32 protein-coding genes and 1 tRNA gene are annotated in these 26,663 nt (G+C 74.1%); 21 read left to right on the plus strand and 12 right to left on the minus strand.

Features of this window, described 5'->3' with window-relative positions:
• Positions 1-109: 109 nt before the first annotated feature.
• The 10 genes from ACI79K_RS03220 (at position 110) to ACI79K_RS03265 (ending at position 8,944) form a co-directional block, all read left to right on the plus strand.
• Positions 110-388, plus strand: coding sequence for a MoaD/ThiS family protein (locus ACI79K_RS03220; RefSeq protein ID WP_456587477.1), 279 nt, complete (start codon positions 110-112; stop codon positions 386-388).
• A 46-nt stretch (positions 389-434) separates the two neighbouring features.
• Positions 435-1,385 (plus strand): PLP-dependent cysteine synthase family protein, encoded by a 951-nt coding sequence (locus tag ACI79K_RS03225; protein ID WP_456587478.1) that lies wholly within the window; start codon positions 435-437, stop codon positions 1,383-1,385.
• Positions 1,386-1,471: 86 nt separating this feature from the next.
• The gene (locus tag ACI79K_RS03230; RefSeq protein ID WP_456596749.1) at positions 1,472-2,212 is read left to right on the plus strand and encodes a 3-keto-5-aminohexanoate cleavage protein; all 741 of its coding nucleotides are present in this window, start codon (positions 1,472-1,474) and stop codon (positions 2,210-2,212) included.
• A gap of 13 nt (positions 2,213-2,225) precedes the next feature.
• On the plus strand, positions 2,226-3,050 hold the full coding sequence (murI, locus tag ACI79K_RS03235; protein ID WP_456587480.1) for a glutamate racemase: 825 nt from the start codon (positions 2,226-2,228) through the stop codon (positions 3,048-3,050).
• Complete coding sequence (locus tag ACI79K_RS03240) at positions 3,047-3,790, plus strand: MBL fold metallo-hydrolase (protein WP_456587481.1); 744 nt, start codon at positions 3,047-3,049, stop codon at positions 3,788-3,790. Before murI ends, ACI79K_RS03240 begins: the two co-directional genes overlap by 4 nt.
• A 96-nt stretch (positions 3,791-3,886) precedes the next feature.
• Positions 3,887-4,828, plus strand: coding sequence for a DNA polymerase domain-containing protein (locus tag ACI79K_RS03245; protein ID WP_456598956.1), 942 nt, complete (start codon positions 3,887-3,889; stop codon positions 4,826-4,828).
• A 221-nt stretch (positions 4,829-5,049) separates the two neighbouring features.
• Positions 5,050-6,498 carry an alpha/beta hydrolase domain-containing protein gene (locus ACI79K_RS03250; RefSeq protein ID WP_456598957.1) on the plus strand — a complete coding sequence of 483 codons (1,449 nt, stop codon included), beginning with the start codon at positions 5,050-5,052 and terminating at the stop codon, positions 6,496-6,498.
• A gap of 338 nt (positions 6,499-6,836) precedes the next feature.
• A complete protein-coding gene (locus tag ACI79K_RS03255; protein ID WP_456587484.1) occupies positions 6,837-7,712 on the plus strand; it encodes a poly(ethylene terephthalate) hydrolase family protein in 876 nt (291 codons plus the stop codon).
• 71 nt (positions 7,713-7,783) lie between these two features.
• The gene (locus tag ACI79K_RS03260; protein ID WP_456587485.1) at positions 7,784-8,374 is read left to right on the plus strand and encodes a QsdR family transcriptional regulator; all 591 of its coding nucleotides are present in this window, start codon (positions 7,784-7,786) and stop codon (positions 8,372-8,374) included.
• An 87-nt stretch (positions 8,375-8,461) separates the two neighbouring features.
• Positions 8,462-8,944 (plus strand): DUF4262 domain-containing protein, encoded by a 483-nt coding sequence (locus ACI79K_RS03265; protein ID WP_456587486.1) that lies wholly within the window; start codon positions 8,462-8,464, stop codon positions 8,942-8,944.
• 70 nt (positions 8,945-9,014) lie between these two features.
• Here the strand turns inward: ACI79K_RS03265 and bcp are convergent, their stop codons facing one another.
• The 3 genes from bcp to ACI79K_RS03280 are packed head-to-tail and all read right to left on the minus strand — an operon-like array spanning position 9,015 to position 10,778.
• Complete coding sequence (gene bcp / locus ACI79K_RS03270; protein ID WP_456587487.1) at positions 9,015-9,503, minus strand: thioredoxin-dependent thiol peroxidase; 489 nt, start codon at positions 9,501-9,503, stop codon at positions 9,015-9,017.
• A gap of 52 nt (positions 9,504-9,555) precedes the next feature.
• Positions 9,556-9,960, minus strand: coding sequence for a YjbQ family protein (locus ACI79K_RS03275; protein WP_456587488.1), 405 nt, complete (start codon positions 9,958-9,960; stop codon positions 9,556-9,558).
• A complete protein-coding gene (locus ACI79K_RS03280) occupies positions 9,957-10,778 on the minus strand; it encodes a potassium channel family protein (RefSeq protein ID WP_456598958.1) in 822 nt (273 codons plus the stop codon). The genes ACI79K_RS03275 and ACI79K_RS03280 overlap by 4 nt, the downstream gene beginning before the upstream one ends.
• 76 nt (positions 10,779-10,854) lie before the next feature.
• On the opposite strand from ACI79K_RS03280, the gene rph reads away from it, so the two are divergent.
• Positions 10,855-11,592, plus strand: coding sequence for a ribonuclease PH (gene rph / locus ACI79K_RS03285; RefSeq protein ID WP_456587490.1), 738 nt, complete (start codon positions 10,855-10,857; stop codon positions 11,590-11,592).
• Positions 11,589-12,200, plus strand: a complete 612-nt coding sequence (gene rdgB, locus ACI79K_RS03290) for an RdgB/HAM1 family non-canonical purine NTP pyrophosphatase (RefSeq protein ID WP_456598959.1) — start codon at positions 11,589-11,591, stop codon at positions 12,198-12,200. The genes rph and rdgB overlap by 4 nt, the downstream gene beginning before the upstream one ends.
• Before the next feature lie 12 nt (positions 12,201-12,212).
• On the opposite strand, the gene ACI79K_RS03295 is transcribed toward rdgB, so the two are convergent.
• Positions 12,213-12,443: a hypothetical protein gene (locus ACI79K_RS03295; RefSeq protein ID WP_456598960.1), complete on the minus strand. Its 231-nt coding sequence runs from the start codon at positions 12,441-12,443 to the stop codon at positions 12,213-12,215.
• A 126-nt stretch (positions 12,444-12,569) separates the two neighbouring features.
• Between ACI79K_RS03295 and ACI79K_RS03300 the strand changes: the two genes are divergently transcribed.
• Genes ACI79K_RS03300 through ACI79K_RS03310 form a run of 3 tightly spaced genes read left to right on the plus strand, consistent with a single transcriptional unit; the run spans position 12,570 to position 14,476 of the window.
• The gene (locus ACI79K_RS03300; protein ID WP_456587493.1) at positions 12,570-12,944 is read left to right on the plus strand and encodes a hypothetical protein; all 375 of its coding nucleotides are present in this window, start codon (positions 12,570-12,572) and stop codon (positions 12,942-12,944) included.
• A 54-nt stretch (positions 12,945-12,998) separates the two neighbouring features.
• On the plus strand, positions 12,999-13,514 hold the full coding sequence (locus tag ACI79K_RS03305) for a DinB family protein (RefSeq protein ID WP_456598961.1): 516 nt from the start codon (positions 12,999-13,001) through the stop codon (positions 13,512-13,514).
• Positions 13,515-13,555: 41 nt separating this feature from the next.
• The gene (locus ACI79K_RS03310) at positions 13,556-14,476 is read left to right on the plus strand and encodes a DUF6910 family protein (protein ID WP_456598962.1); all 921 of its coding nucleotides are present in this window, start codon (positions 13,556-13,558) and stop codon (positions 14,474-14,476) included.
• Between the two features lie 257 nt (positions 14,477-14,733).
• Here ACI79K_RS03310 and ACI79K_RS03315 read toward each other — a convergent pair whose 3' ends face one another.
• Positions 14,734-15,273 (minus strand): GIY-YIG nuclease family protein, encoded by a 540-nt coding sequence (locus tag ACI79K_RS03315; RefSeq protein WP_456598963.1) that lies wholly within the window; start codon positions 15,271-15,273, stop codon positions 14,734-14,736.
• 99 nt (positions 15,274-15,372) lie between these two features.
• A tRNA-Leu gene (locus ACI79K_RS03320) sits at positions 15,373-15,453 on the minus strand.
• An 88-nt stretch (positions 15,454-15,541) separates the two neighbouring features.
• On the opposite strand from ACI79K_RS03320, the gene ACI79K_RS03325 reads away from it, so the two are divergent.
• Positions 15,542-15,835 (plus strand): DUF3618 domain-containing protein, encoded by a 294-nt coding sequence (locus tag ACI79K_RS03325; RefSeq protein WP_456587497.1) that lies wholly within the window; start codon positions 15,542-15,544, stop codon positions 15,833-15,835.
• Positions 15,836-15,913: 78 nt separating this feature from the next.
• On the opposite strand, the gene ACI79K_RS03330 is transcribed toward ACI79K_RS03325, so the two are convergent.
• Positions 15,914-16,537, minus strand: a complete 624-nt coding sequence (locus tag ACI79K_RS03330; RefSeq protein WP_456587498.1) for a TetR/AcrR family transcriptional regulator — start codon at positions 16,535-16,537, stop codon at positions 15,914-15,916.
• Between the two features lie 127 nt (positions 16,538-16,664).
• Here ACI79K_RS03330 and ACI79K_RS03335 point away from each other — a divergent pair, with 127 nt between their 5' ends.
• Positions 16,665-17,774: an EAL domain-containing protein gene (locus ACI79K_RS03335; RefSeq protein WP_456587499.1), complete on the plus strand. Its 1,110-nt coding sequence runs from the start codon at positions 16,665-16,667 to the stop codon at positions 17,772-17,774.
• Between the two features lie 12 nt (positions 17,775-17,786).
• Here the strand turns inward: ACI79K_RS03335 and ACI79K_RS03340 are convergent, their stop codons facing one another.
• Positions 17,787-18,392 (minus strand): histidine phosphatase family protein, encoded by a 606-nt coding sequence (locus ACI79K_RS03340; protein WP_456598964.1) that lies wholly within the window; start codon positions 18,390-18,392, stop codon positions 17,787-17,789.
• 61 nt (positions 18,393-18,453) lie between these two features.
• On the opposite strand from ACI79K_RS03340, the gene ACI79K_RS03345 reads away from it, so the two are divergent.
• The 4 genes from ACI79K_RS03345 (at position 18,454) to ACI79K_RS03360 (ending at position 22,817) form a co-directional block, all read left to right on the plus strand.
• Positions 18,454-19,308 (plus strand): aldo/keto reductase, encoded by an 855-nt coding sequence (locus ACI79K_RS03345; RefSeq protein ID WP_456587501.1) that lies wholly within the window; start codon positions 18,454-18,456, stop codon positions 19,306-19,308.
• 128 nt (positions 19,309-19,436) lie between these two features.
• Complete coding sequence (locus tag ACI79K_RS03350) at positions 19,437-20,600, plus strand: acyl-CoA dehydrogenase family protein (RefSeq protein WP_456598965.1); 1,164 nt, start codon at positions 19,437-19,439, stop codon at positions 20,598-20,600.
• Positions 20,593-21,276 (plus strand): PaaI family thioesterase, encoded by a 684-nt coding sequence (locus ACI79K_RS03355; protein ID WP_456598966.1) that lies wholly within the window; start codon positions 20,593-20,595, stop codon positions 21,274-21,276. The genes ACI79K_RS03350 and ACI79K_RS03355 overlap by 8 nt, the downstream gene beginning before the upstream one ends.
• 65 nt (positions 21,277-21,341) lie before the next feature.
• A complete protein-coding gene (locus tag ACI79K_RS03360) occupies positions 21,342-22,817 on the plus strand; it encodes an AAA family ATPase (protein ID WP_456598967.1) in 1,476 nt (491 codons plus the stop codon).
• Between the two features lies 1 nt (position 22,818).
• On the opposite strand, the gene ACI79K_RS03365 is transcribed toward ACI79K_RS03360, so the two are convergent.
• The 4 genes from ACI79K_RS03365 to ACI79K_RS03380 form a co-directional block, all read right to left on the minus strand.
• On the minus strand, positions 22,819-23,937 hold the full coding sequence (locus ACI79K_RS03365; protein WP_456598968.1) for an NAD-dependent epimerase/dehydratase family protein: 1,119 nt from the start codon (positions 23,935-23,937) through the stop codon (positions 22,819-22,821).
• Positions 23,938-23,985: 48 nt separating this feature from the next.
• Positions 23,986-25,350 (minus strand): MFS transporter, encoded by a 1,365-nt coding sequence (locus tag ACI79K_RS03370; RefSeq protein WP_456587506.1) that lies wholly within the window; start codon positions 25,348-25,350, stop codon positions 23,986-23,988.
• Between the two features lie 91 nt (positions 25,351-25,441).
• Positions 25,442-25,678 (minus strand): hypothetical protein, encoded by a 237-nt coding sequence (locus ACI79K_RS03375; RefSeq protein WP_456587507.1) that lies wholly within the window; start codon positions 25,676-25,678, stop codon positions 25,442-25,444.
• A gap of 129 nt (positions 25,679-25,807) precedes the next feature.
• A complete protein-coding gene (locus ACI79K_RS03380; protein WP_456598969.1) occupies positions 25,808-26,635 on the minus strand; it encodes an alpha/beta fold hydrolase in 828 nt (275 codons plus the stop codon).
• Positions 26,636-26,663: the final 28 nt, after the last annotated feature.

Here is a 26,663-nt window from a genome sequence, read left to right on the forward strand (position 1 = left end):
TGAACGGGGCCGGAATCCCGCGCGGCGGCCGGGCGTTGACCCGCCAGACGCACGACCGCTGCCCTGTGCAGCGCCCCCACGCATCGACGTCCCCGAGGAGAAGCACGCCATGGCCATCGAGGTCCGTATCCCGACCATCCTGCGCACCCACACCGGCGGCAACAAGACCGTCGAGGGCAGCGGGGACACCCTCGGCGCGCTGATCGACGACCTCGACAGCAAGCACTCGGGCCTGAAGAACCGCCTCGTCACCGAGGAGGGCAAGCTGCACCGTTTCGTCAACGTCTACGTCAACGACGAGGACGTGCGCTTCACCGGCGCCCTGGACACCCAGGTGAAGGACGGCGACTCGGTGACGATCCTCCCGGCGGTCGCGGGCGGCTGCTGAGCGGTCCCCGCTCCGCCCCCGCCCGTCTCCCCGGAAGAGCATCCCTATGGCCCGCTTCGCCTCCCTCGTCGACTCCCTCGGCGGCACCCCGCTGGTGGGGCTGCCGAACCTCTCGCCGACGCCCGACGTCCGGTTGTGGGCCAAGCTCGAGGACCACAACCCCACGGGCTCCATCAAGGACCGCGCGGCGATCAAGATGATCGAGGCGGCCGAGAAGGACGGGCTGCTGAAGCCCGGTTCGACCATCCTGGAGCCCACGAGCGGCAACACCGGGATCTCGCTGGCCATGGTGGCCCGGCAGCGCGGCTACAAGCTGATCTGCGTGATGCCGGAGAACACCTCGGTGGAGCGCCGGCAGCTGCTGGAGATGTACGGGGCGCAGATCATCTCCTCGCCCGCGGCCGGTGGCTCGAACCAGGCCGTCGCCGTCGCCAAGGAGCTGGCCGCCCAGCACGACGACTGGGTGATGCTTTACCAGTACGGCAACCCCGCGAACGCACACGCGCACTACGAGGGCACCGCCCCGGAGATCCTGGCCGACCTGCCGTCGATCACCCACTTCGTCGCCGGCCTGGGGACGACCGGCACGCTCATGGGCTGCTCCCGGTACTTCCGCGAGCACAAGCCCGGGGTGCAGGTGATCGCCGCCGAGCCCCGCTACGGCGAGCTGGTCTACGGCCTGCGCAACATCGACGAGGGCTTCATCCCCGAGCTCTACGACGCCTCGCTGCTGGACTCACGGTTCTCCGTGGGCCCCGACGACGCGATCCACCGCACCCGCCAGCTGGTGGAGCGCGAGGGCATCTTCGCCGGGATCTCGACCGGCGCGATCCTGCACGCGGCGCTGGGCATCGCCGACAAGGAGGTCGCGGCGGGCCGCCGGGCCGACATCGTGTTCGTCGTCTGCGACGGCGGCTGGAAGTACCTCTCCACCGGCGCCTACGCCGGCACGCTCGAGGAGGCGGCCTCCGCGCTGGAGGGCCAGCTCTGGGCCTGAGGCGGTCCCGCTCGGCCCGCTGGTCGCTGACGGGTGGCCGTTCCCGCGCGTGACCTCGGTCGGTGGTGTCTGGCAGGGTGCGGCGCGTGCTCCTCCAGGCCTGCCTCAACGGGTCCCGCCGGCCCGGGGAGCACCCTGCGCTGCCGGTGACACCGGCGGCCGTGGCCCGGGACGCCGCGCTCGTCGTGGCGTCCGGCGCCGGCGCCGTCCACGTCCACCCCAAGGACGACGCCGGCGCGGACTCGCTCCGACCGGGCGACGTGGCCGCCGTCGTCGACGCGGTGCGGGCGGCCGCCCCGGGCATCCCCGTGGGGGTCACCACGGGGGCCTGGGCGGCGCCCGACCCCGCCGACCGGATCGCGGCGATCCGCGGCTGGGCGGTGGTGCCGGACTTCGCTTCCCTGAATTGGCACGAGGACGGCGCGGACGGCGTCGCGGCGGCGCTGCTCGACCGTGGCATCGGGGTGGAGGCCGGGCTCTGGCACCTCGCCGGTGCGGCCGCGTGGGCCGCCTCGCCGCACCGCGACCGCTGCCTGCGCGTGCTGTTGGAGCTGCCTGACGGGCTGGACGAGGCGGGCACCGGGACGGCGGCCGGGCGCCTGCTGACGGCCGTCGGCGACCGGGCGCCGGTGCTGCTGCACGGGGAGGGGAGCAGCGCCTGGCCGGCGCTGCGGCTGGCGGCCCGCCGCGGGCTGGACACCCGCATCGGTCTGGAAGACGTGCTCGAGCTGCCCGACGGCTCGCCGGCCCCGGGCAACGCCGAGCTGATCCGCGCTGCGACCACCGTCACCGCCGCCGTCGGGGCGAGCGGCGAGGCGGGCGGCTAGCCTGACCGGCGACATGGGGACGCAGCCAGCAGCCGACGCGCCGATCGGCATCTTCGACTCGGGGGTCGGTGGGCTCACCGTCGCCCGGGCGGTGCTCGACCAGCTGCCGAACGAGGCGGTCCGCTACATCGGGGACACCGCGAACGGGCCCTACGGCCCGCTCCCGATCGCCGAGGTGCGCCGGCACTCCCTGGCGGTCATGGACGAACTCGTCGACAGCGGCGTCAAGATGCTCGTCGTCGCCTGCAACTCCGCCAGCGCCGCGTCGCTGCGGGACGCCCGGGAGCGCTACGACGTCCCGGTGGTCGAGGTGGTCCTCCCCGCGGTCCGCCGGGCGATCGCGGCCACCCGCAACGGCCGCATCGGCGTCATCGGCACCCAGGCCACCGTCACCAGCGGCGCCTACGACGACGCGTTCGCCGCGGCCCCGCACGTGTCGGTCACCTCTGCGGCCTGCCCCAGCTTCGTCGACTTCGTCGAGCGCGGGATCACCAGCGGCCGGCAGCTGCTCGGGCTCGCGCAGTCCTACCTGGATCCGCTCATGGCGGCCGGCGTGGACACCGTCGTCCTCGGGTGCACCCACTACCCGCTGCTCACCGGCGTGCTCTCGGTCGTGCTCGGCGACGGGGTCACGCTGGTCTCCAGTGCCGAGGAGACCGCCAAGGACGTCTACCGGGTGCTCACCCGAACCGATCTGCTGCGCGACCCCGACGCGCCCGCGCCGGAGCACGCCTTCCTGGCCACGGGCGACCCCGAGCCGTTCGCCCGGCTCGGCCGCCGCTTCCTCGGGCCGGAGATCGGGGCCGTGCTCGGCGCCGGACGGGCGGGGGTCGCGTGAAGCTGACCGTCGTGGGGTGCTGCGGCAGCGGCCCCGGTCCCGACTCGCCCGCGTCCTGCTACCTCGTGGAGCACGACGGCTTCCAGCTCGTGCTCGATCTCGGCAACGGCGCGTTCGGTGCGCTGCAACGGGTCGTGGACCCGGGCGCCGTGGACGCGGTCTTCCTGTCGCACCTGCACGCCGACCACTGCCTGGACGTCGCCCCGTTCGTCGTCTGGCACCGCTACTCCGGCCGGTCCCGGGGAGCGCTCGTGCCGCTGTACGCGCCGGTGGGTGCCGAGCGCCGGCTGGCGCTGGCCTACGACGGCGACGGCGACGGGTTGACCGACGTCTTCGACTTCGTCCCCGTGGGCCCGGGCGCCCTCCGCATCGGGCCCTTCGAGGTGGAGCTGGCCCGCACGGCCCACCCGGTCGAGACCTACGCCATCCGGCTGACCGCGGGTGGCCGGTCGATGGTCTACACCGGCGACACCGGCCCCAGCGACCGGCTGGTGGAGCTCGCCCGCGGGGCCGACGTCCTGCTCGCCGAGGCGGCGCATCCGGACAACGCCCCCGACCAGCCGCCCGGTCTGCACCTCACCGGGCGGCAGGCAGCCCAGCACGCGGCGGCCGCGGGGGTGGGCCGGCTGCTGCTCACCCACGTGCCCGCCTGGGTCGACCACATCGGCCAGCTGTTCGCGGCCAGCTCGGTGTTCTCCGAGACCGAGCTGGTCAGCCCCGGCGCCACCTACGAGATCTGAGGAACCGCCCTCCTGCCCCCACCGCTCGCAGGCTCGCGGCGGGCCCCCGCACGAGGGCCGGTTGCCGGATGGCCGCGATCGCGGAACGGTGACCCCATGGACGAGCGGGACGGCGTGCCGCTGAGCAGCCTCGACTCGCCGCTCGGTGACGGGCTGGGGGTCTCGAAGCGCGCGCTGGTCGACCACCTCGACGCCGTCGCCGACCGGCTGGTCCCGCTACTGGCCGGCCGGCCCCTCTCGGTGGTGCGGGTGCGGCCGGGCCAGGCGCCGTTCATGCAGCGGAACGTGAGCAAGGGCGCCCCCGCGTGGGTGCGCACCGTGCCCGTCTGGGCCGAGTCGGCGCACCGCGAGGTGCACCAGGTGCTCTGCGAGGACCGGCGCACCCTGATGTGGCTGGCCAACCAGCGCGCGGTCGAGTTCCACGTCCCGTTCCTGCGGGCCGGGTCGCGCGAGCCCACCGGCCTCGTGCTGGACCTGGACCCGCCCGACGGGGTGGAGTTCTCCACCGTCGTGGCGGTCGCCCGGCTGGCCCGGCGGGCGCTCGAGGAGGCCGGCCTGGCCGGCGCGGTGAAGACCAGCGGCGCCACCGGCCTGCACGTCGTGGTGCCCGTGCGCGGCGCTCCGGTCGAGGACGTCGCCGCGGCGACCCGGGCGCTCGCGCAGCGCACGGCGCAGCTGGACCCGGGGATCGCCACGACGGCGTTCCTCAAGGATGAGCGGCAGGGGCGGGTCTTCGTGGACTCCACCCGCTCGGGCACGGGCACGGTCGCCGCCGCCTACAGCCCGCGGGTGCGGCGGGGTCTGCCGGTGTCCGCCCCGGTCGACTGGAACGACCTGGGGTCCATCCGCCCGGGGGAGCCCACCGTCGCCTCCGGGGCGGCGGGGCTCCCCGACTGGGCGGCCCTGCTGCCCGATCCCCAGCGGCTGCCGGCCGACCTGGTCGCCGAGGGGCACACCATCCCGGTCGCCCGTGTGCAGGCGATGCACGAGGGCAAGCGACGGGCCCGCCTCCGGCGGGAAGCCGGGGACGACGGGTGACGGGCGCCGGGCGGCTCCGGCCCGTGCGGCGGCAGGCTCCGCAACAAGGCGAGGATTTGTTGCAGCAACCGTTGTCGAGCGGTCTTCCGTCGGGCTAGCTTGCAGGGGACGCCATGTGATCGGCGTCATGGTTCTGGGCCTGGAACTCGTTCGCTCCCCATCTGACCGCTGCTCCTCGAGGGTGCCCGTCGGGGTGCCCAGGGGCAGCAGAAGGAGTTCCCTTGCCCGTTCCCACGCCCCTGAGCGCCCGGGCCGGCGGCACCACCGTCGCCCTGGGTGTGGCCCTGGCACTGCTGGCCCCGGCCCTCCCGGCCGGAGCTGCGGACGACGTCCGCGTGCCGATCCGCGACGCCGAGGTCACCGGGCCGCTGCCCAGCGATCTCGGTGGCAGCCCGCTCTCCGACGACCTGGCGGAGACCTACCCGTTCTTCGCGACGTACCAGGATCTCGCCGGCGTCGGGTACGTCGAGGAGGAGTTCCTCGTCTCCGGCCTCGCCGATGCCTACGCCAGCCCCCGCACCCCGGACATCGCCCCGGGCACGCTGCTGGAGGAGGACGTCCCCTACACCACGCGGATCGTCGTCCGCCGGCCGGTGAACCCCCGGCACTTCAGCGGCACCGCCCTGGTCGAGTGGCAGAACGTCACGGCGGGCTACGACCTCGATGCGCTGTGGAACTTCGAGGACGTGACCCGCGACGGTGACGCCTGGATCGGGGTCTCCGCCCAGCAGGTCGGCGTCGACCAGCTGCGGGAGTGGAGCCCGACCCGGTACGGCTCGCTGGACGTCACGGCGGGGGGTGAGTACGCCCTCGACCAGCTGGCGATGGACATCTACGCGCAGGCGGCCAAGGCGCTCGTCGCCCCGACCGGTGTCGACCCGATGGGTGGCCTGGACATCGAGACGCTGCTCTCCATCGGTGCATCGCAGTCCACCCGGTACCAGAGCGCCTACTACGACCACGTCCTGCCGAAGGTCGAGCCGGTGTTCGACGGTTACGCGATCATCGTCGGGACGGCACCGAGCCGGGCCGGGGACGAGCCGGTGTTCCAGGTGCAGTCCGAGACCGACGTGACGGCCGCCGCGGCGGCGGCCCGGCGTCCCGACGACGAGGTGTTCCGGCGCTGGGAAGTCGCGGGCGCGGCCCACTCGGGCTGGCAGGGGCAGGAGTACCGCGCCCCGCTCTCCGAGCGCGACCTCGGTGGCGCACCGCAGTACGACTGCGACCTCCCGCCGTTCAGCCGGGTGCCGATGCACCACGTGACGGCGGCCGCCTACGCGCACCTCGCGCGCTGGGCCGAGAAGGGGATCGCACCTCCGTCGGCGCCGTACCTGGAGTTCGACGACGAGGGCAACAAGGTGCGCAACGAGCTGGGGCTGGCGCAGGGCGGCATCCAGCTCTCCCAGGTGGCGGTGCCCACCGCGCTGAACGCGGGCTACAACAACGGCGCGAGCTTCTGCCGCCTGTTCGGCACCCACCAGCCGTTCACGCTCGAGCAGCTCACGGCGCTGTACCCGCGCAAGGGTGAGTACATCAACGGCGTGCTGGCGGTCGACCACGCCAACCTGCGGGCCGGCTACATCGAGAAGGCCGACGCGAAGGAGAACTACCAGGAGGCGCTGGTCGTCGAGCGCCAACTGCGGCAGCAGCTGCGGGACGACCGCGGCTGAGCACCTGGCACGTCGGACGGCCGGCCCCTCCGGGGGCCGGCCGTTCGCGTGTCCGGGTCGAGGGCAGGCCGGAGGTCCGGGAGGGGGCGGATCGGCCGGTCCCGGCCCCGGACGCCTGCCGGAGGGAGGCGTGGGCGGCCCCCACGGAGGCGGCCGACGGGCCCTGGACCAGGCAGTTCTGAAACACTTGCCGAAAGTGTTGCGCACCTGCAGAGCGTGACGCTACCTTGACGCCACGTCGGCGGTGATGTGCATCACAACCGGGCCCGGTGCGCCGGCGTACGTCCTCCTCGGTCGTCGCGACCGTCGGTCGCGACACTCCTTCCGAAAGGTCCACCGTGCCCATTCCACGCCTGTTGGCGCGCGCCTCCGCGGCGCTCGCCCTCACGCTGGCGACGGTCGTCGCCACGTCGGTCCCCGCCTCCGCCGACCCCGCCTGGTGGCGGGGCCCCGCCCCCACCCAGGCCAGCATCACCGCCGAGCGCGGTCCGTTCGCCGTCTCGACGACGTCGGTGTCGGACTGGTCGACCCCGGGCTTCGGCTCGGCGACCATCTACTACCCGACGACGACGTCGGCGGGCACGTTCGGCGGGGTGGCGATCTCGCCCGGGTACACCGCGTCGGAGTCGACGATCGCCTGGCTGGGCCCGCGGATCGCCTCGCAGGGCTTCGTCGTCATCACGTTCAACACCAACTCCCGCTACGACCAGCCGGCCTCCCGCGGTGACCAGTTGCTGGCCGCGCTGGACTACCTCACCGGTTCCAGCGCCGTCCGGTCGCGGGTCGACGCCTCCCGGCTGGCGGTGATGGGGCACTCCATGGGTGGTGGCGGCTCGCTCGAGGCGGCCAAGGACCGGCCCGCGCTGCGCGCGGCGATCCCGCTGACCGGCTGGAACGTCGACAAGACCTGGCCCGAGGTCCGCACGCCCACCCTGGTCATCGGCGCGGAGAACGACAGCGTCGCGCCCGTCAGCAACCACTCGATCCCGTTCTACAACAGCCTGACCAACGCCTCCGAGCGGGCCTACCTGGAGCTGAACAACGCGAGCCACTTCGCGCCGAACAGCCCCAACGCCGACATCGCGTCCAGCTCGATCGCCTGGCTGAAGCGGTACGTCGACGCCGACACCCGGTACACCCAGTTCCTGTGCCCCGGCCCGACGGTGTCGATCTTCGGCAGCATCTCGGACTACCGGTCCACCTGCCCGATGTGAGCACCCCCTAGGCCGGCGGGGCGGGTTCCGACGACGTCGGGGCCCGCCCCTCCTGGCCTAGGCTCACTGCTGTGAGCGGCGTCCCCGAGGAGATCGTCCGCCACGCGGCGCGGACGCTGATGAGCGGCCGCCGGCTGGACACCGGCGCCCTCGCCGTGGAGCTGGGCATCTCCCGCGCGACGCTGTTCCGCCGGGCCGGCAACCGGGACGCGATCCTCGGTGAGGCCCTGGCCTTCCTCGGCCTGCGGACCCTGCGGGCGATCGAGCGCGAGCACGACGCCCGCCCGGCTCCCTCCGGGGCGCCCACCCGGCTGCGCTCGCTGGCCGTCAGCGAGGACTTCCGCTACGCCCTCAGCACCGCCCTCCCGATCCGCCGCCTCCTCGACGAGGAGCCGGCGACGGCGATCCGGGTGCTCACCGATCCGCAGGGCCGGGTCCAGCCGCGGGTGGTCGAGGCCTACACCGAACTGTTCCAGCACGACGTCGACGAGCACGGGCTCGAGCCGCAGATCGCCGTTCCGCTGCTCGCGCTCGCCGTGGTCCGGCTCGGGGAGTCCTTCCTCTACTCCGACGTGCTGGCGGCGCGCGCGCCCGACCTCAAGGCGGCGACGACGGTGCTCGACGCGCTGATCACGAGCGTCTTCGGCCTCGACGACCGCTGAGCGGCGGTCGTCCCCAGGCGCGCCGCCCGTCCACAGCCCGAGCCGGCCGCGCCCTGGTTGTCGGTGGTGAGCCGCACTCTCTGTCGCATGACGACCGATCCGCAGACGCTGGCCTGGCTCGACCAGGAGGACAGCCGGATGGCGCAGACGATCCGGGCCCACCGCGTCGCCGTGCAGTACGTCATGCGCGGCGAGGAGTCCGACGAACCGCCGTTCGGCTACACCGTCGGCCTGTTCGGGGTGGGCCATCCCGAACTCGTCGTCGTGGGGGTGGGCCACGGGACCGCCTGCGCCATGCTGAACACCGTGGCCGGCCTGGTCCTCGCCGGGCGGGACCTGGTGCCGGGCGAGCTCCTCGTCCTCGACCGGGAGCGCCGGCTCGCCGTCGAGACGCTGCCCAACCCGGCCGACGTGCTGTTCTCGGCCAATCGCTTCTACCAGCGGCCGGACGAGTTCTCGGTGCCCGCCCACCAGCTCACCTGGGCCCACGAGGGGGGCGTCTTCCCCTGGGATCCCGGCTATCCCTGCCCGCCCGAGTGCCAGCCCCGGCCGGGGACGTGGCGCGCGTAGAGCGACGTCCCGGGCACGGCCGCCCCGCAGGGCCCCGCCGCCGGCCTGCGAGTGGCGGGTTGGTCGTCGTTCAGTCGAGGCCGAGGTCGCGGCGCAGCTTGGCGACGTGCCCGGTGGCCTTGACGTTGTAGGACGCGCGCTCGATCCGGCCCTCGGCGTCGATCACGAACGTCGAGCGGATCACGCCGACGACCTCCTTGCCGTACAGCTTCTTGGTGCCGTAGGCGCCGTAGGCCTGCATCACCTGCTTGTCCGGGTCGGACACCAGCGTGATGTCCAGGTCCTCCTTCTCGCGGAAGCGGGCGAGCTTCTCCACCGGGTCGGGCGAGATCCCGATGATCTCGAGCCCGGCCTCGGCGAGGTCGCCGGCGGCGGCGGTGAAGTCGACGGCCTGGGTGGTGCAGCCGGGGGTCAGCGCCGCCGGGTAGCAGTACACGATCACGCGCCGGCCGCGGTAGGAGGAGAGCGACACCGGGTTCCCGTCGGCGTCGGGCAACGTGAAGTCCGGCGCCGGGTCGCCGGGGGTGAGGCGGACGGGGGCGGCGTCGGTCTCGCTCATGCCGCGCATCCTGCCGTGTCCCGGGGGCGGCCCTGCAAGGGGGCGGCGGGGCTCACCCGGGCAGGAAGGAGAAGCGCACCTGCCGCTGGGGGTTGTCGGTGTTGGTGTCCACCAGGCAGATCCGCTGCCAGGTGCCCAGCATCAACCGCCCCTCGAGGACCGGCACGCTGGCGTGCGGCGGGACGAACGCCGGCAGCACGTGGTCGCGCCCGTGCCCCGGGCTGCCGTGCCGGTGGCGCCAGCGGTCGTCGCGGGGGAGCAGCTCCTCCAGCTGGGCCAGCAGGTCGTCGTCACTGCCCGAGCCGGTCTCCAGGATCGCCAGGCCGGCGGTGGCGTGCGGGACGAAGACGTGCAGCAGGCCGTCGTCCTCGGACCGCACGAAGTCGGCGCAGTCGTCGGTGAGGTCGACGACGACGGGGGCGCCCCCGGTCCGGACGGCACGCAACTCCGATCTCATGGCGACGATCCTGCCCGGTCCGCCGGCCCGGTGTGCGGTGGACGGGTACCGCGGGTCCCCGGGGCGGCGTCGGATCCGTCGCCGCGGGGATCCGCCGACAGGAGCGACCGCAGCCGGGCGACCTCCTCGGTGAGCGCCTGCAGGTCGCGTCGCGTCACCGCTTCGGACTCCTCGCCCACCTGCTGCACGCGCTCGACCAGCCAGGACGCGAACGTCGCGGTGATCACCCCGAGCAGGGCGATACCGGTGAGCATGAGACCGGCGGCGACCACCCGCCCCTCGGCGGTCACGGGGTAGCGGTCGCCGTACCCGACCGTGGTCACGGTCGCGAAGGCCCACCACAGCGCCTCGCCGAAGCCGTCGATGTTCGCCTCCGGGTGGTTCCGCTCGGCGTCGAGCACGGCCAGGGCGGCGACGAACATGAGCAGGGCCGTGGCGCCCACGACGAACACCGCGACGCGGCCGCGCAGCGAGTGCCCGGCGTGCCGGTTCAGCGCGTGGAGCAGGGTGACCAGGCGGAGCAACCGCAGCGGCCGCAGCAGCGGGAGGACGATGACGGCGAGGTCGAACAGGTGGGTCCGGACGAACCGCCGGCGGTGCTCCGACAGGGCGAGGCGGATCCCGTAGTCGACGGCGAACCACAGCCAGCTCAGCCAGGTGACCCAGCGGCAGACGGTGGGCCACGGCGGCGCGAGGTCGGGTTCGAGGACCGGCCAGGCGTAGGCGGCCAGGAACAGCAGCGCGGCCGCGGTGAGGATCCAGTCGGTGGAGCGCTCCCAGCGCTCCCGCCGCGGATCGGTCAGGGAGGTCGCCGCCATGCCCGCCGACGCTAACGGGACACCGCTCCGGGCATGCGCCGTGGTGGTCCTGCACGGGGCACTACTGTCGGTGGCCGTGACCCGCCCCGACGGCCGTACGGCCGAGCAGCTCCGCCCGGTGACGATCACCCGCAACTGGCTGGATCACGCCGAGGGCTCTGTCCTCGTCGAGTTCGGCCGCACCCGCGTCCTCTGCGCGGCCAGCGTCACCGAGGGCGTTCCGCGGTGGCGCAAGGGCTCGGGACTGGGGTGGGTGACCGCCGAGTACTCGATGCTGCCGCGCGCCACGCACACCCGCAGCGACCGCGAGTCGGTGAAGGGGAAGATCGGTGGTCGCACCCACGAGATCAGCCGGCTGATCGGCCGTTCGCTGCGCGCCGCCGTCGACCTCGGCGCGCTGGGGGAGAACAGCATCGCCATCGACTGCGACGTCCTGCAGGCCGACGGCGGCACCCGCACCGCGGCCATCACCGGCGCCTACGTCGCGCTGGCCGACGCCGTCTCCTGGCTCGGCGCGCGGAAGCGGCTGGCCCGGCCGACGGCGATCGTCCAGTCGGTCGCCGCGGTCAGCGTCGGGATCATCGACGGCGAGCCCCGGCTGGACCTCGCCTACGAGGAGGACGTGCGGGCCGGTACCGACATGAACGTGGTCTGCACCGGCGACGGCGGGTTCGTCGAGGTGCAGGGGACGGCGGAGGGCGCGGTCTTCGACCGTGCGGCGCTGGACGCGCTGCTCGACCTGGCGGTCGCCGGCTGCGCCGAGCTCACCCGCCTGCAGGCCACGGCGCTGTCACTGGAGCCGGTGGTCCGATGAGCACCCGGCTGCTGCTGGCCACCCGCAACGCCGGCAAGCTCGCCGAGCTGCAGCGGCTGCTCGCGAGCGCGGTGCCCGGCGTCGAGGTGGTCGGGCTGCGCGACGTCCAGGAGTACCCCGAAGCACCCGAGACCGGGGCGACCTTCGCCGAGAACGCCCTGCTCAAGGCGCGCGAGGCGGTCCGCTACACCGGTCTGCCGGCGGTGGCCGACGACTCCGGGCTCGCGGTGGACGCGCTGAACGGCATGCCCGGCGTGCTGTCGGCGCGCTGGTCGGGCCAGCACGGTGACGACGACGCCAACACTGCGCTGCTGCTCGGGCAGCTCGCCGACGTGCCGGACGAGCGGCGAGGAGCGGCGTTCGTCTGCGCGGCGGCGCTGGTCACCCCCGACGGCGCCGAGCGGGTGCTGGAGCGGGAGTGGCGCGGGCGGGTGATCCGCGAGAAGCGGGGGAGCAACGGCTTCGGCTACGACCCGGTGTTCGTCCCGGAACGCCTGGAGCTCACCTCCGCCGAGCTGGAGCCCGCCGAGAAGGACGCCCGCAGCCACCGGGGGCAGGCGTTCGTGGCGCTCGTGCCCGTGCTGACCGAGGTGCTCGCCGGGCGCTGAGCCCCCGTCGGGTCAGTCCCGGCGCAGCGCGAAGCCGAGCCAGGCGAGTGAGTCCTCCTCCTCGGGCTCGGCGTGCCGGCCCGGGCGGAGCAGCTGCTCCTCGTCGGGCACCCGCGCCGGGGCCTCGAACTCCGAGGCGCGGTGCCGGCCACGGGCAGGTGCGGCGGCGGGGGAGTGGACGACGGCGGCGCGCACCATGGCGGCCGGCAGCCAGGTCGTGGTCGGGGTGGCGCCGGAGGTCATGCCCTCCCATCGGCCGGTGCCCCGCCGGGCGAGAGGGGCACCGGGGCGACGCCACCCGGCTGGGTGAACGGCCCGACCAGGTTCTGTGACGGGGTGCACTCCCGCCGCCTCAGTAGCCTCCGGGGCATGGAGCTCGTTCGTCTTCTCCTCGTCGTCGTCCACATCCTCGGCCTCTCCCTGATCATCGGGCCGTTCCTGTTCCAGGTGAGCCGCAAGGCCGGGTTCGACACGACGCTGATGACGATCGGTGCGCTCACCCAGCTGGTGAGCGGCCTGGCGCTGGTCGGCATCCGCGAGGCCGACGACCTCCCCGTCGACCACGCCAAGATCGGTGTCAAGCTCGTCGTCACGGTGCTGGCCGTGGTCACGGTGTTCCTGGCCGCGCGCAAGCAGCAGGCCGCCGACGCCGGCCGGGCCGCTCCGAAGTCGCCGCTGCCGTTCTTCCACTCCACCGGGGCGCTGGCGATCCTGAACGTCTTCATCGCCGTCCTCTGGACCTGACCGGAGCGGAACCCGGCTGACAGCTCCGGGGGCGGGGCGCTAGCGTCCGGCCCCGTGCACCCGCCTCCGCGTGTCCGACCGCCCGGGGCCGCGGACGAGCGGGCTCAGCTCGGGGGCTGGCTGGACCTGCAGCGTTCGCTGGTGCACCACAAGTGCGAGGGCCTGGGCGAGGACGACGCCCACCGCGCCCTCCTGCCGACCTCGCCGCTGATGACGGTGGCCGGCCTGGTCTCCCACCTGCGCTGGGTCGAACACTGCTGGTTCGAGGTGCTGTTCCTCGATCGGCCCGCCGCACCCAACCCCCAGTTCGGCCAGGAAGGGGACGCCGACTTCCGCGTCGAGGGGGTGCCGCTGGCGCGGCTGCTGGACGAGTACGCCCGCCAGTGCGCGGTGTCGAACGGGATCGTGGCGGCGGCGTCGCTGGATGACCGCGGCCGGAACGGGCAGTACGGAGCCGACGCGCTGTCCCTGCGCTGGATCCTCGGGCACATGGTCGAGGAGGTGGCCCGGCACGTGGGGCACCTCGACCTGCTCCGGGAGATGCTCGACGGGCGGACCGGCTACTACTGAGCGGGCGCGTGACCCGCCGTCACCCGGGGCACACCCCAGCGATGCAGGTCTTCGTGGACGCCGCCCGGACGCTGAGCTTCGCCGACGGCACCCCGGTGACCGCGGCCTCGGGCGTGGCCCCGCTCGGGGACGGCTGGCTCGTGGTGCCGGACGACTCGACGATCGCCGCCTGGCGCCGTCCCGGCGAGGTGCTGGCGGTGCCGGTGCTCCCACCCGTCGAGGGGCTGCACACCTTCCGCGAGTCCGACGGCACCAAGCACCTCAAGCCCGACCTGGAGGTCGCCTGCCCCGCGGAGTTGGACGGGGAGCCCGCCGTGCTCCTGCTGGGCTCGGGGTCCACGCCCCGGCGGATGCACGCGGTCCTCGTGCGGCTCGAGGACCGGCAGCCGGTGGTGCGCTCCGCCGAGCTGACCCCGGTGTACCAGCGCGTGGCCGAGCGCCTGGGGCTGCCGATGGACCACGTGAACCTCGAAGGCGCGAGCTGGCACGGGGACGTGGTCCGGTGGTTCAACCGGGGCAACCTCTCCGCCGGCGTCCGCTCGGCGAGCGTCGACGTGCCGCTGCACGACCTGGTCGCCGCCGTCCTGGGCCGGGCCGAGCCCGCCGCCGTCCCGGTGGACCGGCCCCGCGAGTACGAGCTGGGCGAGGTCGAGGGCGTGGGCCTGGCGGTCACCGACGCGGTCGCGCTGCCCGACGGCCGGGTGCTGCTGAGCGCCGCCGCCGAGGACACCCCGAGCGCGGTCGACGACGGGCCGGTGGTCGCCACCGCGATCGCGCTGCTGGACGGTGACACGGTGCGGGAGGTCGTGCCCATCCCCGAGGTGGACGGCCATGTGCAGAAGGTCGAGGGCCTGGCGCTGCGCGGCATCGAGGACGGCGTGGTGCGTCTGCTGGCCGTCGTGGACGACGACGACCCGGACACCCCGTCGGCCGAGCTGGACCTGCGCGTCGACCTGGGCTGAGCCGACCGGCTGCTACGGGCGGTGAGCGGGCGGGCCGGGCGGTTGGCGTCATCCCATGGACTTCGTCGTCTGCCCGCACGACGCCGCCCACCTGAAGGTCGTGGAGCGGCGCCGCGGCCACCCTGACGGACCTCTCCTGACCTGCCCGCACTGTCGACGACGGTTCGTGATGTCCGGTCGCGAGGTGAAAGAGGTGCCACCACCGTCGCCCTGAACGGTCGCTGCGGGCGGAGTCCCGACGCCGTCCAGCGGGTGGGCTACGGGTGAGGGCCGGCGGAGGCGCGGTAGGCCGCCCGCGCCGCTCTGATCATCTCGTACGACGGGTGGGCCTTGTTGTCCCGCTGGTTGAGCGGCGGGGCCGACTCGGCGATGACGGCCGCCTCCACCGCCTTCGGTTCCGGGTGCACCGCCCACGTCACCTGCAGGTGTGTGCGCATCCACTCGGACAGCCGCGCCTCGTCAGCGTCGACCGGGACGACGCGGTCCGTCGTCCACCGGGTGGTGTAACCCTCGGACGGCATCAGCAGCGCGACCAGGACACGGCGCAGGGTGGAGGAACCGGTCGGGCCTCGGAAGTGGTTGCCGACCACTCTGGCACGCAGGTCCCGAGCCAAGCCGATGTATAGCAGCTCCAGCCCTTCGACGCCCGGATGAGCCGGGCCGGACACCCCGGGCAGCGTCGCCGCCCGAGCCCACCAGGCGTAGAGACCGGAGCGACGCGGGATCTGTCCGCCCGCTCGCTCCGCATCGGCCGGTGGCCCGCACAACTCGTTCGCGACGGCGAGTGCATCGGTCACTCCCGCAGCCTCCCACCGCTCTCCGGCGGGACGTGGCGTCGTGCGGGGGAGACCCGGGCGTCGTCCGGCGTGGGACCCCGGCCTGCGGGGTTGCTCCAGTGCGGGAGAGGGGAGTCGAACCCCTACGCCCGAAGGCACCAGATCCTAAGTCTGGCGTGGCTGCCGTTACACCACTCCCGCGTGCTTCCGGAGTCTAGGAGCACCCGTGCGGGCACCCCGGGAGGACCGTCACCGCGCTGACCTGCGCCGCGTCTGGCAGGCTGTCGCCGTGCCCCGCGACCCACGACAGATCCAGCTCGAGATCGATGCGGCCCGCGAGTCGCTGGCCGCCACCCTGGACCAGATCGCCTACCGCAGCAGCCCCACGCGCCTGAAGGCCCAGGGCAAGGACGCCGTGCAGCGCTTCCTGCAGACGCCCGCCGGTCAGGCCACGATGGGCGCCGTCGGGCTCCTGGTCACGCTGGTGGTGGTGCAGAAGGTCCGGCACCGCAAGGCCGCGGCGCCGGCCAAGCGGAACCGTCGGCCCGTCGTGGAGAAGAAGGTCCAGTACCGCACGCGCTGATCGCCGTCCGACACGACGAGACCGGCCCGTCCCCCAGGGGGACGGGCCGGTCTCGTGGTTCTCGGGTGCTCGGCCGGGTCAGGCGCTGGTCGCCCGGTGGCGCACCAGGGGCAGGACGACGGTCTCCAGCACCTCGTCGACGAAGGCCTCGTCGACCGGGCGGTGGGTGAGCAGCCAGCGCTGCACGAGGAGCGCGCTGACGGTCTCGGCGGCGACCGAGGTGCGGAACGACGGGTCGAGCTCGCCGCGCGCCTCGGCGTTCTGCCACACCTGCTCGAAGGACTGCTGCCACACGGCCAGCGGACCCTTCTCGAACGCCTCGGCCAGCGCCGGGTGACGCGGCACGGTCGACAGCAGGGAGAGGGTGGCCGCGCCCGTCGGGCCGTTCACGACGCCGACGAGGGAGTGCATGATCTCGCGCAGGTCGCCCTCGAGGGAGCCGGTGTCGGGGCTGTGCGCCTCGGCGCGGTTGAGGTCGGAGATCGTGTCGACGACCAGGTCCTGCTTGGTGCGCCACCGTCGGTAGATCGTCGCCTTGCCCACGCCGGCCTCCGCGGCGACCGCATCCATGGTCAGCGCGCCGTAACCCACGTCGGCGAGCAGGCGGAGGATCGCCGCGCGGATCACGCCGTCCCGGCTGGGATCGCGCGGCCGGCCGCCACGACTCGGACGAGCGGCTTCTGCGGTGGGGAGAGCGGCCATGGGCGAAACCTTAGACATTCAAGTTGTGAACTAGCTGGGAGTCCCCTGCGAGTACCCCCGGAAGAGCGTTCCGATACCGCCGCGCGCCTATCCCGTGTGCCCGTGCGCGTGAGTCACCCTGTCCTCCGTGGGAACCATCTGCGGCGGCGTCTGCGGGTGCCGCCAGAACTGGGAGGTGCCCGGGCGGGCGGGTCGTGCGCTGCTGGCGACGTCGATCGGGCACGTGCTGCCGCACGTGGCCCGCACCGCCAAGGCGCTGGGCCTCACCGTCTACTCCGCGCCCCAGCTGGTCGACGTCGTCGACGACCGGGGTGGACGGGGTCTGGAGCGGCTGTTCCAGAAGCTGGCGCGGGAGCTGACCGCCGCCGAGACCGAGGCGGTGCGGGTCGCCACCGACCCGCCGGACGACGGCGCCGCGCTGACCGCCCGGCTGCTGACCGCGCCCACGCTGGCCGTGGAGCTGGCGCGCCGCGGCGTCACGGTCGAGGTCGGCGTCCTGGCCGAGGCCGAGTTCTGGTCGGTGTACCAGCCGATCGTCTCGCTGGCCGACCGCTCCGTCGTCGCGCACGAGGCGCTGCTGCGCGGGCTGGTCGACGGCCGTGAGGTCGGCGGCGGGGACCTGTTCTTCGTGGCCGAGTCCGCCGGCTGGCTGCACCGGCTGGACCGCATCGGCCGGGAGTCCGCCATCGCCGGCGCAGTGCCGTGGCTGGGCGAGGACGACCTGTTCATCAACTTCAACCCCGCCTCGATCTACCGGCCGCAGGTCTGCCTGGCCAGCACCGAGCAGGTCGCGCACGACGCCGGCATCGCACCGACCCAGCTGGTCTTCGAGGTGGTCGAGTCGCACGCCATCGCCGACCGCGGGCACCTGGTCTCGGTGCTGGAGCACTACCGCTCGCTGGGGTGGCGCGTCGCGCTCGACGACGTCGGCGCCGGCTGGAACAGCCTGTCGCTCCTCGCCGCGGTCCGGCCCGACGTGGTGAAGCTGGACAAGGGGCTGGTGCAGGAGCTGCCCGACGACGGTGCCCGCACGGTGCTGAAGGCGGTGACCGACCTGGCCCACCAGCTGGGGGCGGTGGTCGTGGCCGAGGGGATCGAGACCGAGCGGCTGGCCGAGGAGGTGACCGCGCTGGGGGCCGACATGGGCCAGGGCTGGCTGTTCGGCCGGCCGGTACGCCCCGAGCCGCCCGCCGAGGAGCCCGAGGGTCGCTGGCAGCCGGTGGCGCGGACCCGCTGACGCCGTCGCCGGTCAGCCCAGGGCCCAGCCGGTGAGCACCGGCCGGCCGTGCTCGTGCCCCAGGACGCCGTACCGGCCGGCGGGCAGCGCGAACAGCGCCCCGGCCTCGGGCGCCAGCCCGAGCCAGCGGGCCGTCAGCACCCGCAGCACGTGGCCGTGGGCGACGAGCGCGACGTCGCCGTCGGGAAGGCGGTCACGGACCCGGTCGAGGACTCGGTCGACCCGGGCGCCGACGTCGGCCAGCGTCTCGCCGGGGACGTCGGCGTCGGCCGTGCCGTCCCGCCAGATCGACCACTCCCGGCCCAGCTCCTCGCTGATCTCGGCAGTGGTGCGGCCCTCGTAGCCGCCGTAGTCGAGCTCGACGAGGTCGCCGTCCACCGCTGTGGCGGTCAGGCCGGCCAGCTCGGCGGTCCGCCGGGCCCGCTGGAGCGGGCTGACCCGCACCTCGGCGAAGCTGCGTCGGCCCAGCGCCGCGCGCAGGGAGCGGGCCTGCTCCTCGCCCTCGGGCAGCAGCGGCAGGTCGGTGGCCCCGGTGTGCTGGCCGCTGCGGCTCCACTCGGTCTGCCCGTGCCGCAGCACCACGAGCTCTCCCAGCCGTCCATCGACGATCTCGCCCACGTCGTCCATCGAACACGCCCGTCCGGGAACACGCGCGGTGGCTGCCGCGCTGGCTCCCGGCATGACCACCGCACAGCTCAGCGACACGTTCAGCATCGGCGGAGACCTCCCCGTCCACCGGCTCGGCTACGGCGCCATGCAGCTGCCCGGCCCCGGCGTGTGGGGCGAGCCGGCCGACCGGGCCGCCGCCGTCCGCGTCGTGCAGGCCGCCGTCGAGCAGGGCGTGGACTTCATCGACACCGCCGACTCCTACGGCCCCGAGGTCAGCGAGCAGATCATCGCCGAGGCGCTGCACCCCTACCCCGAGGGCCTGGTCATCGCGACGAAGGCCGGGCTGACCCGCCAGGGCCCGGGCATCTGGACGCCGGTCGGCCGGCCCGCCTACCTCAAGCAGCAGGTCGAGCTCTCCCTGCGGCACCTGAAGGTCGACCGCATCGACCTCATCCAGCTGCACCGCATCGACGCCGAGGTGCCGCTGGCCGACCAGCTCGGCGCCTTCGCAGAGCTCAAGGAGCAGGGCAAGGTCCGGCACATCGGCGTCTCCGAGGTGTCGGTGGATGAGCTGGAGGCGGCGCGCGGGATCACCGAGATCGTCAGCGTGCAGAACCTGTACAACCTGACCACCCGCCAGAGCCAGGACGTCCTGGACTACGCCACCGCCGAGGGCATCGCCTTCATCCCGTGGTTCCCGATCGCCACGGGTGACCTGGCCGCCCCGGACAGCCCGGTGGCGGACATCGCCCGCGAGCTCGACGCCACTCCCTCGCAGGTGGCGCTGGCCTGGCTGCTGCAGAAGTCGCCGGTCATCCTGCCGATCCCGGGCACCAAGTCGGTCGACCACCTCACCGAGAACCTCGGTGCGGCTCGGCTGACCCTGTCCGACGAGGACATGGCCCGCCTGGACGCGCTGGCCTGAGCCGCCGCCCGCCCGGGCATAGGAAGCTCTACCCGCGTTCAGCCACCCCCGGATGCAGGTAGAGCTTCCTATGCCTCACCGGCGCGGCGGGACCCCCGGCGCGCCGGAGGGCTGAGGCACGCGTCACCATGGCCTGCGTGGACGCCGAGGACTTCCGCCAGGTCAAGGACGCCGTTCGACAGCTGATCCGCGAATCGGTGCTGCCCCGCGAGGAGCAGATCGAGGACGAGGACCGCATCCCCGACGACCTGCGGGCGCAGGCCGCGGAGATGGGTCTGTTCGGGTACGCGCTGCCCGAGGACTACGGCGGGCTCGGCGTCACGATGAGCGAGGACGTCGAGCTCGCGATGGAGTTCGGCTACACGACGCCCGCCTTCCGCTCCCTCTTCGGCACGAACAACGGCATCTCCGGCCAGGTGATCGCGAAGTTCGGCAGCGAGGAGCAGAAGAAGAAGTACCTGCCGCGCCTGTCGGCCGGTGAGCTCATCGGCTCCTTCGCGCTCACCGAGGCCGAGGCCGGCTCCGACCCCTCGGCACTGCGCACCAGCGCCCGCCGGGACGGCGACGAGTGGGTCATCAACGGCAGCAAGCGCTACATCACCAATGCGCCGATCGCCGACCTGTTCGTCGTCTTCGCCCGCACCGACCCGGAGCAGAAGGGCGGCCGGGGCATCTCCAGCTTCGTCGTCGAGACGACGACGCCGGGCGTCACCGTCGGCCCCAAGGACGCGAAGATGGGCCAGGCCGGCGCCTGGACCAGCGAGGTGTTCTTCGACGACGTGCGGGTGCCCGCCGACGCGCTGATCGGCGAGGAGGGCCGCGGCTACGCGAAGGCCCTCACCGTGCTCTCCCGCGGCCGGCTGCACATCGCCGCGCTCTGCGTCGGCATGGCGCAGCGGGTGCTCGACGAGTCGGTCGTCTACGCCGCCACCGCCAAGCAGGGCGGGGCGCCGATCGGCCGCTTCCAGCTGGTCCAGGCGATGCTCGCCGACATGCACGCCGAGCTGCTCGCCGGCCGCAGCATGGTGCGCGACGTCGCCGCCCGCTACGACTCCGGCGAGGACACCTCCGTCGGCCCGTCGTCGGCCAAGCTCTTCTGCACCGAGATGGTGGGCCGCGCTGTCGACAAGGCCGTGCAGGTGCATGGCGGCATGGGCTACCTGCGGACGACGCCGGTGGAGCGCTTCTACCGCGACGCCCGGCTGTTCCGGCTCTACGAGGGCACCAGCGAGGTGCAGCGGGTCATCATCGGCGGCGCGCTGCTGCGTGAGGCCGGCATGGCACGTGGCTAGGCCCGAGCTCACCGACGACGAGCGCGGGGTCCGTCGCGAAGCGGCGGCGGAGCTCGGTGAGGCCCTGCGCGAGCTGGTCGACGCCGCCGTCCGCACCGAGGTGCCGGTCGACCGGCTGAGCGAGGCGACCCGGGCCGCGCGCGAGCTGACCGCGCTGCTGTCGGAGGACCTGCGCGAGGTGCACGAGATCGCTTCGGTGGACGACCCGGAGACCGGCCAGCGGTGGTACAGCCCGGTGTACGGGCCGGGCAGCCCGGTCGCGCCGCCGATGGTCGTCGAGGACCTCCCGGACGAGGGCCGCTGCGTCGGCCGGGTCACGATCGGCAAGAAGCTCGAGGGCCCGCCCGGGCTCGTGCACGGCGGGGTGGTGGCCACGCTCCTGGACCACGTGCTGGCGCGCTCCGCGCGCAGCGCCGGTCACGGCGGACTGACGGCGACCCTGACCGTCACCTACCGCCGGCCGGTGCACCTGGGCGTGCCCCTCGTGGTGACCGGTCAGGTCGTGTCGGTCGACGGCCGACGCGCCACCGCGACCGCCCGGCTGGTGGCCGAGGACGACCCGGCGACCACGCTGGCCGAGGGGGAGGCGCTGCTGGTCGCCCTGCGTGCGGAGCGGGCCTCGGAGGTCTTCGCGAAGACCGGGCGGCCCGTCGCCGCCTGGACCACCCGCGGCTGAAACCGGTTCGGGAACCGTCCGGTACCCGGTAGCGTGCGCCCTCCACCGATGCACCAGGAGGGCACGTGCGGCGCACCTACGTCAGCTACAGCGGCTCCTACCAGCCGCTCACCGCGGCGGCCGTCGCGGCTCCCGACGAGCTGCGGCCGGAGCTGGCCGACGTCGGCCGGCTCGCCCGGCGCGGCGTGCGGGCGCTGGTCGGCGCCGCCCGCGCGGGGGAGCGGCCGCGGCTGTCCCGGGTGCTGGCGGCGCACCTGGGCGACGCGGCCGAGGGGCTGGACGTGGTGGAGGAGACCTGGCCCGGCTACGACCACGTCAACGTCCAGGCCGGGGTCGACGCCTGGCTGACCGGGCCCGGGCGGAGCCACGAGCTGGTCGGCGTGGCCGGGTTCCAGCACACCCACTTCGGCCTCGGGGACCTCCTCGGCCCCGACGGCGAGCACCCGCACGGACCCCGGCCGGGCAACCCGGCCACGGTCAACCTCGCCTGCGGCCCCGACGGCGAGGTCCGGGCCTGCCAGCGGTGCGCGATCTACCTGGTCACCGAGCCCGACGGCAGCCGCGCGGCGCTGCTGCTGCGGGGTGCGGCACCGGAGTACGGCGTGCCGCAGGTGTCGGTGCAGCTGGTGGGCACCGACCCGGCCGCGGTGGCCCATGCCGCCGCCGAGATCCGCGCCGCGAGCATCGAGCACAACGTGTTCCGCGGCCAGGTTCTCTCCTTCGGTCAGGAGGTGTTCGGGCACGGGCAGACGTTGCTGCAGTTCCACCGCCGGCCGGAGCTGCGGGCCGACCAGCTGATCCTGGCGCCGGCCACTCTCGCCGAGATCCGGCGGCAGGTGGTGGACGTCGCCCGGCACAAGGAGCGCCTGCTCGCGGCCGGCCAGCACCTCAAGCGCGGGGTGCTGCTCTACGGCCCGCCCGGCGTCGGCAAGACCCACACCGTCCGGTACCTGGTGAGCAACCTGCGCGACACCACGGTCATCCAGCTCACCGGCAACGCGCTGCACCTGATCGCCGAGGCGTGCTCGGTGGCACGGGCGCTGGCGCCGGCCATGCTCGTCGTGGAGGACGTCGACCTGATCGCCGAGGACCGCGGCATGCACCCGGGCCAGCATCCGCTGCTGTTCCAGCTGCTCAACGAGATGGACGGGCTGGCCGAGGACGCCGACGTCGTCTTCGTGCTCACCACGAACCGCGCCGACCTGCTGGAGCCTGCGCTGGCCGCACGCCCGGGCCGGGTGGACCAGGCGGTGGCGCTGGAGCTGCCCGACGCGGCGGCGCGCCGGGCGCTGTTCGACCTCTACCGCGGGGCGCTGGAGGTGGACACCAGCGGCCTGGACGACGTGATGGCCCGGACCGAGGGCGTGACGGCGTCCTTCCTCAAGGAGCTGCTCCGCCGGGCCGCGCTGGTGGCGGCGGCGCGGACCCCGGACGGCGGCGGGCTCACGGTGTCGGCGGGTGATCTGACCGCGGCGCTGGACGAGCTGCTCGACACCCGCAACGCGATGACCCGCACCCTGCTGGGCAGCCTGCCCGGCTGAGTCAGTTGGCCCGCGGCCCGGGCGCGTTGGCCCGGTCACCGGCCGGGTCCAGCTCCGGGCCGCCCGCCGGGCGCAGCAACGGCCCGGGCGCACCGGTGCCGGTGCCGAGCGCCGCCACGAACTGCCGCAGCACGTCGTCGCCGGCGTGGAACGGGGCCCAGTCGAGCAGCTTGCGCGCCCGGGCGGTGTTCAGCGCGGGCGCCTGCGTGCCGATGTCCACCCAGCCGGGCTCGGTGGGCACCACGTGCGCGGTGAACGCCGCGTGCAGCCCGGCGCGCACCGCGAACGCCGGGGTGGGGATCCGCACCGAGCCGAGGGCGCGGGCCAGCGCGTCGGCGTCCATCAGCGGCTCGGTCGCCAGGTTGAACGGGCCGGGGGCACGGCGGTCGAGCATCCGCTCGAGGGCGTCGGCGACGTCGTCGGCGTGCACGAACGAGAGGGCCAGCGCGGGCAGGGGGAGCGGGAGCAGCCGGGCGACCGCGCCGGGCAGCATGCGCGCGGCCCCGAACAGCAGCGGCCCCAGGAAGTAGCGGCCGATCTCGCTGCTGGCCTCCGGCTGCAGGACGAGGGTGGGGCGGACGACGGTCAGGGTGGTGTCCGGGTGTCGGGTGAACACCTCGCGGACCACCCGCTCGGCCTCGGACTTGTCGCGGCTGTACTGCGCGCTCGGGATGCCGGTCGTCGGCCAGTCCTCCGTCACCCGCTGCCCGCGCGCGCCGGCGGCGTAGGCGCCGATCGAGCTCATGTGCACGAACTGGCCGACCCCGGCGGCCGCCGCCGCGCGGGCCACCCGCCGGGTGCCCGCCACGTTCACCTCGCGCAGGCGATCGGGCTGCCGGCCCGGCTGCAGCGCCCAGGCCAGGTGCACCACCGCGTCGGCTCCCTCGACGAACTCGGCGATCTCCGCCTCGCTCGCGGCCTCCCCCAGGTCGGCGGAGTGCCAGCGGACGCCGTCGTACGGGGCCGTCGCCGGCGGCCGGCGCCGGGCCAGCCCGCGGACCTCGGCCACGCCGGCCCTCGGGTCGGTGAGCCGACGCAGGAGGGCGGTGCCGACGTTGCCGCTGGCTCCGGTGACGGCGATGGTGCGGCCGGAGAGCTGGCCGGGGGAGAGGTTCGGCATGTCCTGCGGCTACCCGTCCGCCCCCGCGCCAACCGGCGCGCCCCGCGATCAGCCGGTCGAGCGTGCGGGGTCGGGCGAGGTGGCGTCGTCGTCGAGTGACCGGCCCCGTAGCTCGGGCAGTGCCCACGCCGCGATCGCGGCCACCACGAAGAAGACGGCGAAGGTGGCGAACACCAGCCCCGTGCCCCCGGCGTCGACCAGCAGCGGCACGCACAGGGGCGCGGCGATGGAGGCGAGCCGGCCGAAGCCCGCGGCGGCGCCGGCGCCGGTCGCCCGCAGCGCGGTCGGGTAGATCTCCGGTGTCACCGCGTAGAGGGCACCCCAGGCGCCGAGGTTGAAGAACGACAGCACCATCCCGGTCACGAGCACCGCGGTGTCGCCGTCAGCGGCCGCGAACAGCCCGGCGCCCAGCGCGGAGCCCAGCAGGAAGGTGGCCAGCGTCGGGCGGCGCCCCCACTTCTCGATCAGGTAGGCCGCCAGGGCGTACCCGGGCAACTGGGCGATCGTGATGATCAGCGTGTACTGGAAGGACCTCACCAGGGAGAAGCCCTCGTTGAACAGCAGCGTCGGCAGCCAGATGAAGGCGCCGTAGTAGGCGAAGTTGATGCCGAACCAGACGATCCAGAGCGCGGCCGTCCGGCGGGCGGTGCCGGCCGCCCAGAGGGCACCGACACCCGGCGGGGTGGCCGGCGGTGCGGGGGGCGGCGACGCGACCGGCGCGACGTCCGCGGCGCGCTCGAACCGGCGCACCGTCGCCTCCGCCTCGTCGGTGCGACCGCGCAGCTCGAGGAAGCGCACCGACTCGGGCAGCCCGCGGCGGACGACGACGGCGTAGAGGGCGGGCACGGCCCCGATCGCGAGCGCCCAGCGCCAGCCGTCGTCGCCGACGGGGACGACGAAGTAGCCGATGAGCGCGGCCAGCGTCCAGCCCACCGCCCAGAACGCCTCCAGCAGCACGACCACCCGGCCGCGCACCCGCGCCGGGGCGAACTCGCTGACCAGGGTGGAGGCGACCGGCAGCTCCGCGCCCAGCCCCAGGCCGATGAGGAACCGGAAGACCAGTAGCGCACCGACCGACCACGACAGCGCCGCGGCGCCCGTGGCCACCCCGAAGACGAGCAGGGTCAGGGCGAACACCTGGCGGCGGCCGAACCGGTCGGCCAGCAGACCGCCGAGCGTGGCGCCCAGCGCCATGCCCACGAAGCCGATCGACCCGATCCACGAGACCTCGCTGTTCGACAACCCCCACTGCGCGACGAGCGCGGTCATCACGAACGAGATCAGGCCGACGTCCATGGCGTCCAGCGCCCACCCGATGCCCGAGCCGACCACCAGCCGGCCGTGCTCACGGGTGACGGGCAGCCGGTCGAGGCGCTCGGCCCGGGTGGCGGTGGTCCTCGGTTCGGCGGTCATCGCGGAGGAAACTACCCCGGCGTGCACGCGAACCGGGGCGGGGCGCCGCGGGTGCGGGCCCCGCCCCGGATCAGGACGGTCGTCGGATCGCTCAGCTGCTCAGGCGTGCCTTGAGCAGGGCCTTCCCCTGCTCGCCACCCTTGCGGCTCTCGTTCTGCGCCTTGCGGAAGAACTCCGCGAGCTCCTGGTCCCCGGCGCGCTCGGCGTCCTGGATGTAGGCCTCGAGGCGCAGCGCGTTGCTGAGGCTGGCCTCGGTGAACCAGATCAGGTTGTAGTCCTTGTCGGCGGTGCCCGTGACGCGACCGGTTTCCGTGGTCGACGTGGTCATCAGGTCGTCCCCTTCCCTCGGTGTCGGTTACCGGACGCTCCGGGGCTACCCCGCAGCCGGGGCGCCGAACAGCCCCATGCCGACTTTCGGGCCGCCGATCCGGACGGTGGCGCGGGGGCGGCGCAGCGCTCAGCCGCGCACGTGGGCGGTGACCAGCTCGGCGGTCCGCTCCGCGGCGAGCTCCGGGATCCAGTGCGTCACGTCGTCGAGGACCTCGAGCCGGTACGGCGCCTCGACGAAGCGAGCGGTGTCCTCGGTCGCGGCGCGGCCGAGGAACGCGTCCCCGGTGCTCCACACGTGCAGCGTCGGCACCCGCACCTTCCCGACCGGGTCGCGCCCGCTCCACGGCAGGGCCCGGTACCAGTTCAGGGCCGCGGTCAGCGCACCCGGTTCGCGCATCCGCTGCGCGTACCGGTCGACGGCGTCCTCGGGGAGGCCGCCGTGCCGCAGCATTCTCCGCAGCGCGGCGCCGTCGCCGGCGAGCAGCAGCCGCTCGGGCAGCACGGGCAGCTGGAACACCCCCACGTAGTAGGAGCGCAGCGCCTGGTCGCTGGTCACCACGGCGCGGGCCATCGCGGCCGGGTGCGGTACGGAGAGCGCGGTCAGCGTGCGCACCCGGTCGGGGTGCCAGGCACCCAGGGCCCAGCCGACGATGCCGCCCCAGTCGTGGCCCACCACGTGCGCAGACTCCAGGCCGGCGGCATCGAGCAGGGCGAGGACGTCCCCTGCCGTCTCGCGCAGCCGGTAGTCCGCCCGCCCGCGCGGCCGCGCCCGGGGCGAGTACCCGCGCTGGTCGGGCGCCAGGGTGCGCAGGCCGTGCTGGTGCAGCGCCGGTGCCACCCGGTCCCAGGCGGTGGAGTCCTGCGGGAAGCCGTGCAGGAGGACGACGGGGTCGCCGTCGGTCGGTCCGGCGTCCCGGACGTCGAAGGTCAGGCCGTTCCGGTCGAAGCTGTCCACACCCCGACTGTGCCCCGAAGCCCGCCCT

It is taken from the genome of Blastococcus sp. SYSU DS0616 (genome assembly GCF_054051015.1).

Excerpts from the sequence above, each read along its gene's own strand:
- ACI79K_RS03300 (WP_456587493.1), top strand. The coding sequence starts at position 12,570 with ATGGAGCTCGTTCGTCTTCTCCTCGTCGTCGTCCACATCCTCGGCCTC.
- rdgB (WP_456598959.1), top strand. The coding sequence starts at position 11,589 with ATGAGCACCCGGCTGCTGCTGGCCACCCGCAACGCCGGCAAGCTCGCC.
- ACI79K_RS03345 (WP_456587501.1), top strand. The coding sequence starts at position 18,454 with ATGACCACCGCACAGCTCAGCGACACGTTCAGCATCGGCGGAGACCTC.
- ACI79K_RS03220 (WP_456587477.1), top strand. The coding sequence starts at position 110 with ATGGCCATCGAGGTCCGTATCCCGACCATCCTGCGCACCCACACCGGC.
- ACI79K_RS03350 (WP_456598965.1), top strand. The coding sequence starts at position 19,437 with ATGGCCTGCGTGGACGCCGAGGACTTCCGCCAGGTCAAGGACGCCGTT.
- ACI79K_RS03375 (WP_456587507.1), bottom strand. The coding sequence starts at position 25,678 with ATGACCACGTCGACCACGGAAACCGGTCGCGTCACGGGCACCGCCGAC.
- ACI79K_RS03245 (WP_456598956.1), top strand. The coding sequence starts at position 3,887 with ATGGACGAGCGGGACGGCGTGCCGCTGAGCAGCCTCGACTCGCCGCTC.
- ACI79K_RS03280 (WP_456598958.1), bottom strand. The coding sequence starts at position 10,778 with ATGGCGGCGACCTCCCTGACCGATCCGCGGCGGGAGCGCTGGGAGCGC.
- ACI79K_RS03330 (WP_456587498.1), bottom strand. The coding sequence starts at position 16,537 with ATGGCCGCTCTCCCCACCGCAGAAGCCGCTCGTCCGAGTCGTGGCGGC.
- bcp (WP_456587487.1), bottom strand. The coding sequence starts at position 9,503 with ATGAGCGAGACCGACGCCGCCCCCGTCCGCCTCACCCCCGGCGACCCG.
- murI (WP_456587480.1), top strand. The coding sequence starts at position 2,226 with ATGGGGACGCAGCCAGCAGCCGACGCGCCGATCGGCATCTTCGACTCG.
- ACI79K_RS03225 (WP_456587478.1), top strand. The coding sequence starts at position 435 with ATGGCCCGCTTCGCCTCCCTCGTCGACTCCCTCGGCGGCACCCCGCTG.
- ACI79K_RS03265 (WP_456587486.1), top strand. The coding sequence starts at position 8,462 with ATGACGACCGATCCGCAGACGCTGGCCTGGCTCGACCAGGAGGACAGC.
- ACI79K_RS03365 (WP_456598968.1), bottom strand. The coding sequence starts at position 23,937 with ATGCCGAACCTCTCCCCCGGCCAGCTCTCCGGCCGCACCATCGCCGTC.
- ACI79K_RS03275 (WP_456587488.1), bottom strand. The coding sequence starts at position 9,960 with ATGAGATCGGAGTTGCGTGCCGTCCGGACCGGGGGCGCCCCCGTCGTC.
- ACI79K_RS03295 (WP_456598960.1), bottom strand. The coding sequence starts at position 12,443 with ATGACCTCCGGCGCCACCCCGACCACGACCTGGCTGCCGGCCGCCATG.
- ACI79K_RS03370 (WP_456587506.1), bottom strand. The coding sequence starts at position 25,350 with ATGACCGCCGAACCGAGGACCACCGCCACCCGGGCCGAGCGCCTCGAC.
- ACI79K_RS03310 (WP_456598962.1), top strand. The coding sequence starts at position 13,556 with ATGCAGGTCTTCGTGGACGCCGCCCGGACGCTGAGCTTCGCCGACGGC.